Below are 8,818 nucleotides of genomic sequence, written 5' to 3' on the forward strand. Positions count from 1 at the left end.
GAGTTGGCATCTTGGCCCATGCCGTACGCATGCGGCCTGAGCAACAGAAGCAAATCCGGACCGGTCGGACGTAGGAGTGGGTGGATGGGCACAGCGGAGCGGGAGTGCTGGGAGCTGCGGTCGGGAGCCGGCGTGGGTCCGTTGCAGTTCGGGATGTCTCCAGCCGAGGTCGCCCAAGCACTTTTGGTCCCTGGACCGCAGGAACGGGTTGGCGGTCCGTATGCGCAGGAGGACTTCCCGGATGGGGTCAAAGCGTTCTACGACGCGGGCAAGCTCGCCTGCGTTGCGCTGGATGCCATCACCGGTCCGCAGGTCTTCCTGTCTGGCTTCCCGCTGGCAGGAAGCGATCCGGAGCAGGGCCAGCAGTTCCTGCTGGACCACGCTGCGGAGCATGGGAACTGGGTGCTCTACACGCCTGATGACTCACTTTCCCTGACTGACCTCGGGGTTCTTCTGCGCTCGCAGGCGGTCGGGGCAGCGCGCCTGACACGTCCGCTCTTCGTGAAGGAGGAGTGGTTGGAGTCGCAGTACTACCGAGACCACCTTCCGCTGGAGGGCGCTTCAGGCTGAGCGCTCGATCCGGCGAACGACGTCAGACCCTGTGCTCAAATCACGATGAGATGCCGCGGGACTTGCACTCGACGATCTTGGTCGGGAAGGTGTCCGGGTGCGTGCTGATCTTGTTCCGGACGACCTGTGGGAGCGGGTGGCCCCCTTGCTGCCACCCGCTCCCGAACGACGCCACCGACATCCCGGGCGGTTGCGTGTTCCTGACCGAACGGCACTCGCTGGCGTTCTGTTCGTGCTGCGGACCGGTGTCGCCTGGCGGGACGTCCCCGCGGAGACCGTGGGCTGTTCCGGCGTGACGGCCTGGCGTCGGCTGCGGGACTGGACCGAAGCCGGTGTCTGGCCGCGCCTGCATGCTGCCCTGCTGGCCGAGTTGCGCCGCGCCGACCTGTTGGACCTGGACGACTGCTCCGTGGACGGATCGCACGTGCGGGCCCTCAAAGGGGGGAGCACGTTGGCCCCTCGCCGGTCGACCGTGCCCGTCCCGGCTCCAAGCACCACCTGATCGTTGACCGCCACGGAACCCCGCTTGCCGTGACGCTCACCGGCGGCAACCGGCACGACATCACCCAGCTCCTGCCCCTGCTCGACTCGGTTCCGCCGATTCGGGGAGCTCGGGGACGTCCCCGCCTCAAACCCAGGCGTCTGTACGCCGACCGTGGCTACGACTTCGACAAGTACCGCCGCTTGCTGTGGAAACGCGGCATCAAACCCATGATCGCCCGACGGGGCGTCGCCCACGGCTCCGGACTGGGCAAGGTCCGCTGGGTGGTCGAGCGCGCATTCGCCTGGCTCCACCAGTTCAAACGGCTCCGCACCCGCTACGAACGCCGCGCCGATCTCCACCAGGGGTTGCTCGACCTGGCCTGCAGCCTCATCTGCCTCCGCCGCCTTCGGACCTCATTCTGAAACGATCAGTTAGTTGCGCAGATTACGCAGTCGGGGCCGGCTGCCTGCGGGCGTTTGAGATCATCGCAGCGGTTGGACCGGCGATCACTCCTCGCCGGTCCGACCTCCGTCCCGCCTCACGGCGCCCCGTAACTGCGGCCTCGGACTCCTCGTTACCCAGACCAAGGCGACGCAGATCTACCCCCGTGGGCTGCTCGCCCTCCGAACGCCCCGCAGCCTCTCGCCGCGGGGCGTCCGACGTCCCCCAGCCATGCGGGGAGCAGCCGGCCGGAAAACTCACCACCGTCTCGGCTCTACTCACCACACGAAAACCGGGGCCTGACCTGGGGTTGTGCAGGCGCCGAGCGGAATCATGCGCGCCCGATAGTGCAGGGGATAGCGGAGGGGATAGTGCGCCCCGCCCAGCGTCTGTTCGCTTGTCCTCTGACACTCAACATGGACTGGTTGCCAGCGAAGTTGGCCAACTCCTATGGCTGCCTGCGGTGGCTCTGCTCGAGGGGTTTGCGGGCGGCCCTGGGTCAGTATGGTCGGGCCGCCCGCGCACGGGGGGTTAGGGCGTTTCTTTCCGATCATCGGATCGTTGGTTTAGTCGTGCCGTTGACTGACGCGCAGTGGGCGCGGATAGAGCCGTTGTTGCCTGATCGGACGCCAAGACGAGGCGGACGGTGGCGTGATCACCGGCAGATGATCGATGCCATCGCCTGGAAGTTCCTGACCGGGTCGCAGTGGGTGCACCTCCCGGCCGAGTACGGCTCGTGGAAGGGCGTTTATACGCGGCTGCGGAACTGGGCCATCGATGGCACGTGGGAACGGGTCTTCACCGCGCTTCTCGCCCAGGCCGATGCCGAAGGCGACCTGGACTGGGTAGTCGCGGTGGACTCCACGATCGTGCGCGTGCACCAAAATGGCGCCGGTGCCCGCAAAAAGGGGCTCCGGCTGACGAACCCGCAGACCACGCGATCGGACGGTCTCGTGGTGGTTTGACCACGAAGATTCATCTCGCTGCTGACAGCCGCTGTCGCCCGTTGGGCTTCGTACTCACGCCTGGCCAGGCCGGAGACGCTCCGGCGTTCGATCACGTGATGGCTGCCATCCGGATCCCTCGCCCGGTTGGCAGGCCCAGGACCAGGCCCTTGATGGTGTTGGCGGACAAGGCGTACTCATCAAGAGCCATCCGGGACCACCTGCGACGGCGCGGAGTACGGGCCGTGATCCCGCAACCTGCCGACCAGATCGCCAACCGCAAGCGCAGAGGCCGCAAGCGGTGGGCGCCCACCCGGATTCGACCGCGAGGCATACAAGCAACGCAACACCGTCGAACGCTGCATCAATCGGATTAAGCAATGGCGCGGTCTGGCCACACGCTACGAGAAAACCGCCACGGTCTACCGTGCCGGCCTCCTCGTCGCGGCCATCTTCCTCTGGTCCGCCTGCTGAAATGATCACTCACGGCCGGAGGCACTCTCCCTGTGGGTCGAAGCAGATGAGCCCATGCTCGCGAGCCAACGAAGCTGCGTAGTCGGAAACCTCCTCAGCCTTGCCGTAAGACATGAGCAGGTACACGATCGGGCCCGATGCCTCATCGATGACCGGTGGCGATACCCATACGACACTGAGGTCGACGTCGTCTGGGTATCGCGCGACGAGTGCTTCCACATACGCCCTGATGTCCGGCACCGGAGGCACGACGACATCGTCCGACTCCAGGTAGCGCGCGTAGAGCTCGTCGTAGGTCGAGCCCGCTTGGTGATTGTCGAGTGGACGGTTGCCGGCCCACACAGCAAGGTCATAGCTCACCGGCGCATCCTCGCAGGCAGCAGTTCTGCCGACGCCAGCAGAACCTACGATCGAACATCGTCAGTGATCCGTAAGAGACCCCCTAGTCGGGCAGGCGCTCGAGGAGCCAGGATCCCAGTTCCTCGGTGACCTTGGTGTGGCGTTCGTTCTGCGAGGCGCAGAGGTAGTCGTCGACCGGGAACTTGTCCGGGCTCAGGGAGCTGATGTTCGTGTACAGGTCTTCGTGGGTGTCGAGGCCGCGGGCGCCGAGGGCGCTCACGGCGGGGACGAAGCAGTGGTCCTTGATCGGGTTGTCGACGCCGAGACCGATGATCTTGTTGAGGGTGTTGGCGAGGATCTGGAAGCTCTCCAGGGTGCCGCCGGGGGCCCCTTCGATGTCGGGGAGGCGCTCGGCGAGGACCTCGCTCTTTTTCAGCGTGATGACACGGAGCGCCGCTGCGAGCGTGTCACTGCCGGCCGGCATCGTGCGCAGGTCGGTGCCGATGATGCCGAGGCCCTTGCCCTTGACCGCGGTCGTGCCGGGCTTGATGCCGTTGCCGGTGCCGTTGCCCGTGCCGTTGGCGACGGCCAGAAGTCGCGGGATCCGCGGCCAGCTGCCGACCCTGTCCAGTTCGTCGAGGAACTCGGTGCGCAGCGGGCTGACGCGGGGCTTGTCCGACCAGGTCTCCAGGTGCTGCCACAGGAGCTGCTGCGCGGCGGGACTGTTCATCTGGTCGGAGAAGCGGGGGTCCAGCTTGCGGATGTAGTGCGCGAACGCCTGGAGGGAGAGCGGGATGTGAGCGCCGGTGTGCGGGCTGTCGTAGGAGAAGTACACCTCGACCTGGTGATCGATGCGCTGCATCTCCATCCTGGCGAGCGCGTAGCGGGTCACCAGCCCGCCCATGCTGAAACCGCCGACCATCAGACGGGCGCCCCCCTGCCGTTCGGCGACGGCTCGCAGGATCGCCGCCGTGGCCGCCTGGGCGTTGTCGAGGATCGAGGCGCTGCGCTCGTCGTAGCCGATCAGGACGACGTCCCGTCCGTGTCGGCGCAGTTCGCCGATCAGCGGGTACGCGGACTTTTCCAGGCCCGCCCAGAGCTCGTCCAGCGAGCTGGGGCCGCTGTTGAAGCCGTCGGCCATGAGGACCGGCCGGGTGAGGCCCTGGTGGCCCTCGCCGTAGTACACCCAGGCCGTACCGCCCGGAAGCGGCCATGTGGCGTCGGGTTCGGGTGCGGGTGCGGCCTGTGCCCTGGGCGGAGTGGCGGCCAACACGATCGGGGCAGCGGCCTTCAACGCGTCGGTGACTTCGCGCTCGGTGGGTTCGGACATGCGGTTTCCCCTTTGACCTGGCATGGAGATGGGACGGGCCGCCCTGCGGCACCGCGCCTATCCTGGCCAACTGATCACCGGCATTCCGGCTCCGGCCGAGAACGTCACCCATACGAGGTGACGCATGGCTCAGCTCAGCCTCACGTCCAACTTCACTGGCAAACGGTCCAGGTTCAGTAGAGAACGTCGCTGCGGCGCCCACCGGGCCGCCGCAGCCCTCCCCGCCGCTGTTCGCGCCACCAGGAGGCGTCACCGCGTGACGCCGCCTGAACGCGACCACCGGCGCCATGCCCGTGTCCGGCAGCGTAGTGAGCAGTACCGGCCGTCGGATCGCTTCGTCTTCCCGAACGGGGTGTCCGCGGCGTACCAGGTGCTGCCGCACTCGGGGCACGTGAACTGGGGCCAGGGGTGGCGGCGCCCTTCGAGGACTCAGGGCCGCCCCCGCCGGCGTCGATCGCCTCACGCCGGGCCTTCATCGTGCGCCAGGCCCTCGTTCTGCCCGTCGCGGAGCAGTACCGGCAGCTCTTTCCGGTCCCGTCGGGAAGCGGCGTTCCACACTGATCGCAGCGCGGCGTCTTCCTGGTCACCACATCTCCAGGGTGCCCCTTTCAGCCCACGCTTTGACCATCACCCAGGCAGGCCGAGCAGCCCCGGGAGGTCTCAGGAACAGGCGCGGGGCAGCGAGCGCGCCGGCGGCGCGTGGATCTGGGAGCGGGCCGTCACCGACGCCCGGGCCGCGTACGCCGCCCGAGCTCGGCCAGGGCGTCCGCGAGGCGCAGCGGCCGGAGTAGGGCAGATCCCGATGATCCGGTGGGCACGGGCCGCGGTGAGGTCATGGGTGCGGCCCGGCATGGTGGGCGAGATCCACAGCATTCTGCCAGCAGGATCGGTGAGGACCTGGACGTTCACGCCGTGCCGGCGGTGCTTGGCCGAGTAGTCGGCCCGGCTGTCGCCGACGCGGTCGCACTCGGCGAGGGTCCCGTCCAGCAGGACGAAGTCCGGATTGTGCTCGCGGAGCGTCTTGAGCAGGCTGGGGGCTCGTTCGGCGAGGATGTCCGTCAGACTGGTGACGTACGCGTGGACGGTGCCGACGGATATTCCGAACCCGGCCCCGGTACGGGCAAGGGTGTCGTGGCGGCGCAGGTACACCAGAGCGACGAGCGCACGCTGATGCGCCGGGAGCTTGCAGCGGCGGTCACTCTCGGCTGACGATCAGCATGGTGACCCACTCGACCAGGCCGTGGGGGAGGTCGAGTGCGGCAGGATAGGGAACGGGCCTCAGGGGTGCCCGGGGTGGGGCCGTGCGCGGCTTCGCCGGGCCCGCGAGCATGTTCTGGGCGTGATGTGCGACACCTGGGCCAGTTGCTTCCCGGCGCGTTCTCACGCACCCGCCCGCAGCTTCGCCATAATGGCTTTGACCTGGTGGTTTCGTTGATCTCGCATAGGCTGCAGAGGTCTGCCGGGCACCATGGGAGGGGTCTTCATGAGTGGGAAAAGAATGGGGTACGACGCTGTCAGGACCGAGGAGCTGGAGGGGCGGGAAGCCGTTCGGAAGCGGCCCGGTATGTGGGTCGGATCGACCGGCGAACGCGGGCTGCACGAAGTGGTGCTCCAGGTCGTGGGCTGGTCCGTGAACCGTGTCCTGGCCGGCCGCGGAGGGGGCTCCGTCGATGTCACGCTGACCCACGACGGCGGCGTGCGGGTCGTCGGCAATGGGCCTGATGGTCCCTTCGCGGCCGACGGGGACACCAGCGGCCGCGGTCTCGAGGCCCTGCTGACCCGCATGTCCGCCGATGAGCGTGGTGGTCGGCACCTCGCGCACGTGAGCCATGGCGGCCACGCGGGGCTCTTCGTAGCCAACGCCCTGTCGAGCAGACTGACGGCTGAGGAGCATCGCGGGGGGACCTGCCGGGTCCAGGAGTACGCGCGGGGTGTCGCGGCCACCCTGCCCACCGCCACGGAGTCGATGGCCGGAGGCAATACAATCATCGCCTTCTGGCCCGACACCGAGATCTTCGAGACGACGCGGTGCTCATTCGCCATGCTGGCGGAGCGTTTCCGGCAAGTGGCCTTCCTCAACCGGGGCCTGGGCATCTCGTTGACCGATGAACGCCCGGCGGGTGGGGCCCGGGCGGTGAGCTTCCGGTTTCCGGACGGAGTGCGGGACTTCGTGGCCGCCCTCGACGCCGAGACGGGGGCTGTGCTCCATCCGGACATCATCGGCTTCGAGCGCGAGGATTCACGGATGGCGGGGACCATGGAGGTGGCCATGCTGTGGAGCGGTTCGGGCCAGGAGCAGATCCGCAGCTTTGCCAACAGCCGGGCCACTCGCCAGGGCGGCACGCACGTAGACGGCTTCCGGGACGGAGTATCGGCGGCGGTTACCGCGTACGCGCGTGAACGAGGGCTGCTGGCGGCGGACGACGATCCCTGTGCCGACCGGATCAGCAAGGGCCTCACGGCAGTCGTGTCGGTGAAACTCGACCGCCCCGAATACCTCGGCGCCACGCACGAACTGCTGGGCAACACCGACGTACGCGGCTGTGTCAGACAGGCTGTCCGAGAACACCTCGGCAACTGGGTCGAAGAGCACTCGGAACACGCCACGCAGGTCGTCGACCGAATCCTCCGGAACACCCATCAGGACTGACCAGCGATGGAACTCCCGCCATGGACGGGGATCTGCGGAACGACGAAACTCCTGGTAGACAAGTTCTCGGCCAGATCGCTGGCCGTCTCTCAGTAGCCCGCTTGTTTGCAGACGGCGCCGGGCTGGTGGACGAGCCCGTACAGGGTCAGTCCGCCAGCCGAGGTGATCGGCCCTCCTGAAAGAATTCATCAACCTCGTCCTCCGCCACTGCGGCCCCTGACCACCCCCCAGCCGTGGCGACGCGAGCACCCCGTGCTCGCGTCGCCAAAGCGGAGGGTGAAGTGCGGATCGAGCTGCACCAGGCAGTCGAAGTTCTCCCTGTCCTCAGCGGCCAGGGGGTCGCCTCGGCAGTCCAGTTGTCTTCGGCAACACGAACCGCAACCTGCACACGGAACCTACCCAGACACGTCGATGGGTTGGCCCACCACTCAAGCGTCGCGGTGCCCTCATAGCTGCCCATAGTTAAGGTATCGCGAGCGGGCAGGCAGCTATGTGCCAAAACTTTGCAGAAGGTGAGGTCACAAAATCGTGTTACGAGCTCTAAAGGTATTGGGTGAAACGCCAGCATATCTGGAGACCCAAAGCGCAGTAGGTGAATATCTCGATGCCCTAATTACTGACGGTCATCGACTTAAGCCCTCAGCGGACTTGACTTTTCAAGTTATCTGGGACGTAGCGGCCGACAGGAACTACGCAACAACGCCAGACAACGTACTCTCGATCGGGATCAATTTTTCGTCAGGATACGGAGGACTTCTATGGTATTCCGATGGAATGCTTTCCCATCAAATATCCGCAGAGGTGGGTCGTGACGTCGCGAACCACGCGTGGGTGTCCCTGAACCCCTCCCCTCCGGATTCGGATCCCAAAGTCCTCTCTGATCCGTCATGCCCTACATTTTTCGACCGACTCAGCGCGGTGCCTTTGTCTAGCATTCGCCCAGTGGTCGAAGAATACTTTCGCGAAGGAACAGGTTTCCGGCCTACGCAAATGCAATGGACGAAGGGGCATTACACCGGGGAGCTCTACGTCGAAGAGGATTAGGCTCAGGAACCGAGCCGAGTGTTGACGACCACGGCCTGGCCGCACCGACTACTCGGGGCAGCCAGGTCGTAGTCGCTCACGGTTGCTGAACCGTCCGCAGTGGGTGGGGTAGCGGGGCGGCCGGGTGGCATTGTTCACGAGGTTTCGACATGCCCGAAAGCGGCGACAGCGGGCTGCACACGGAAGCCGCGAAGTCCGACTGGATACGCACGGATGAGTGGTGTACCCGGCCGTCCCACGTCTTCAGCACCGCTGTAGCGTTGTTCGCAGACGATCAGGGGGATTAAGAAGCTATCTCATTTGGGCGAACTCGGTATTCTGTGAGTCATGGTGGGGATCGTTGAGCGGCTGGTGCCGGACGAGTTGTGGGAGTTGTTCCAGCGGGTGGTGCCGGAGGCGCCGTCGCGGCCGCAGGGTGGTGGTCGGCGTCGGCACGGCGACCGGGAGGTGCTGGCGGCGATCGTCTTCGTGGCGACGTCGGGTTGTACCTGGCAGCAGCTGCCTTCGGCGTCGTTCGGCCCGTCCGGAGCGACCGCCCACCG

At 66.4% G+C, this 8,818-nt stretch carries 8 protein-coding genes and 2 pseudogenes; 7 read left to right on the forward strand and 3 right to left on the reverse strand.

Annotation, left to right across the window (positions count from 1 at the left end; genetic code table 11):
* Positions 1 to 84 precede the first annotated feature (84 nt).
* From ACZ32T_RS36500 to ACZ32T_RS36515, 4 genes and pseudogenes are all read left to right on the forward strand, one after another.
* Positions 85 to 570, forward strand: coding sequence for a hypothetical protein (locus ACZ32T_RS36500; protein WP_467371829.1), 486 nt, complete (start codon positions 85 to 87; stop codon positions 568 to 570).
* Between the two features lie 97 nt (positions 571 to 667).
* A protein-coding gene (locus tag ACZ32T_RS36505; RefSeq protein WP_356428506.1) for an IS5 family transposase occupies positions 668 to 1,476 on the forward strand; the annotation gives its coding sequence in 2 pieces (ribosomal slippage) (positions 668 to 1,007 and positions 1,007 to 1,476; 810 coding nt in all).
* Positions 1,477 to 1,911: 435 nt separating this feature from the next.
* On the forward strand, positions 1,912 to 2,460 hold the full coding sequence (locus tag ACZ32T_RS36510; protein WP_467371831.1) for an IS5 family transposase: 549 nt from the start codon (positions 1,912 to 1,914) through the stop codon (positions 2,458 to 2,460).
* Positions 2,436 to 2,913, forward strand: a pseudogene (locus tag ACZ32T_RS36515) (IS5 family transposase). The gene ACZ32T_RS36510 and the pseudogene ACZ32T_RS36515 overlap by 25 nt, the downstream one beginning before the upstream one ends.
* Positions 2,914 to 2,922: 9 nt before the next feature.
* On the opposite strand, the gene ACZ32T_RS36520 reads toward ACZ32T_RS36515, so the two are convergent.
* The 3 genes and pseudogenes from ACZ32T_RS36520 to ACZ32T_RS36530 all read right to left on the reverse strand — a co-directional run.
* Positions 2,923 to 3,273, reverse strand: coding sequence for a hypothetical protein (locus ACZ32T_RS36520; protein WP_467371833.1), 351 nt, complete (start codon positions 3,271 to 3,273; stop codon positions 2,923 to 2,925).
* An 82-nt stretch (positions 3,274 to 3,355) separates the two neighbouring features.
* On the reverse strand, positions 3,356 to 4,582 hold the full coding sequence (locus ACZ32T_RS36525; RefSeq protein WP_467371835.1) for an esterase/lipase family protein: 1,227 nt from the start codon (positions 4,580 to 4,582) through the stop codon (positions 3,356 to 3,358).
* A 791-nt stretch (positions 4,583 to 5,373) separates the two neighbouring features.
* A pseudogene (locus ACZ32T_RS36530) lies at positions 5,374 to 5,912 on the reverse strand (transposase); the annotation flags it as partial.
* Positions 5,913 to 6,065: 153 nt separating this feature from the next.
* Here ACZ32T_RS36530 and ACZ32T_RS36535 point away from each other — a divergent pair.
* The 3 genes from ACZ32T_RS36535 to ACZ32T_RS36545 all read left to right on the forward strand — a co-directional run.
* Positions 6,066 to 7,232, forward strand: a complete 1,167-nt coding sequence (locus ACZ32T_RS36535) for a DNA topoisomerase subunit B (RefSeq protein ID WP_467371837.1) — start codon at positions 6,066 to 6,068, stop codon at positions 7,230 to 7,232.
* A 528-nt stretch (positions 7,233 to 7,760) separates the two neighbouring features.
* The gene (locus ACZ32T_RS36540; RefSeq protein ID WP_467371839.1) at positions 7,761 to 8,276 is read left to right on the forward strand and encodes an Imm1 family immunity protein; all 516 of its coding nucleotides are present in this window, start codon (positions 7,761 to 7,763) and stop codon (positions 8,274 to 8,276) included.
* A 327-nt stretch (positions 8,277 to 8,603) separates the two neighbouring features.
* Positions 8,604 to 8,818: transposase (locus ACZ32T_RS36545; protein WP_467371841.1), on the forward strand; the 215-nt coding region annotated here is incomplete at its 3' end.

The sequence above is a fragment of the Streptomyces sp. NPDC023573 genome, from assembly GCF_055559735.1.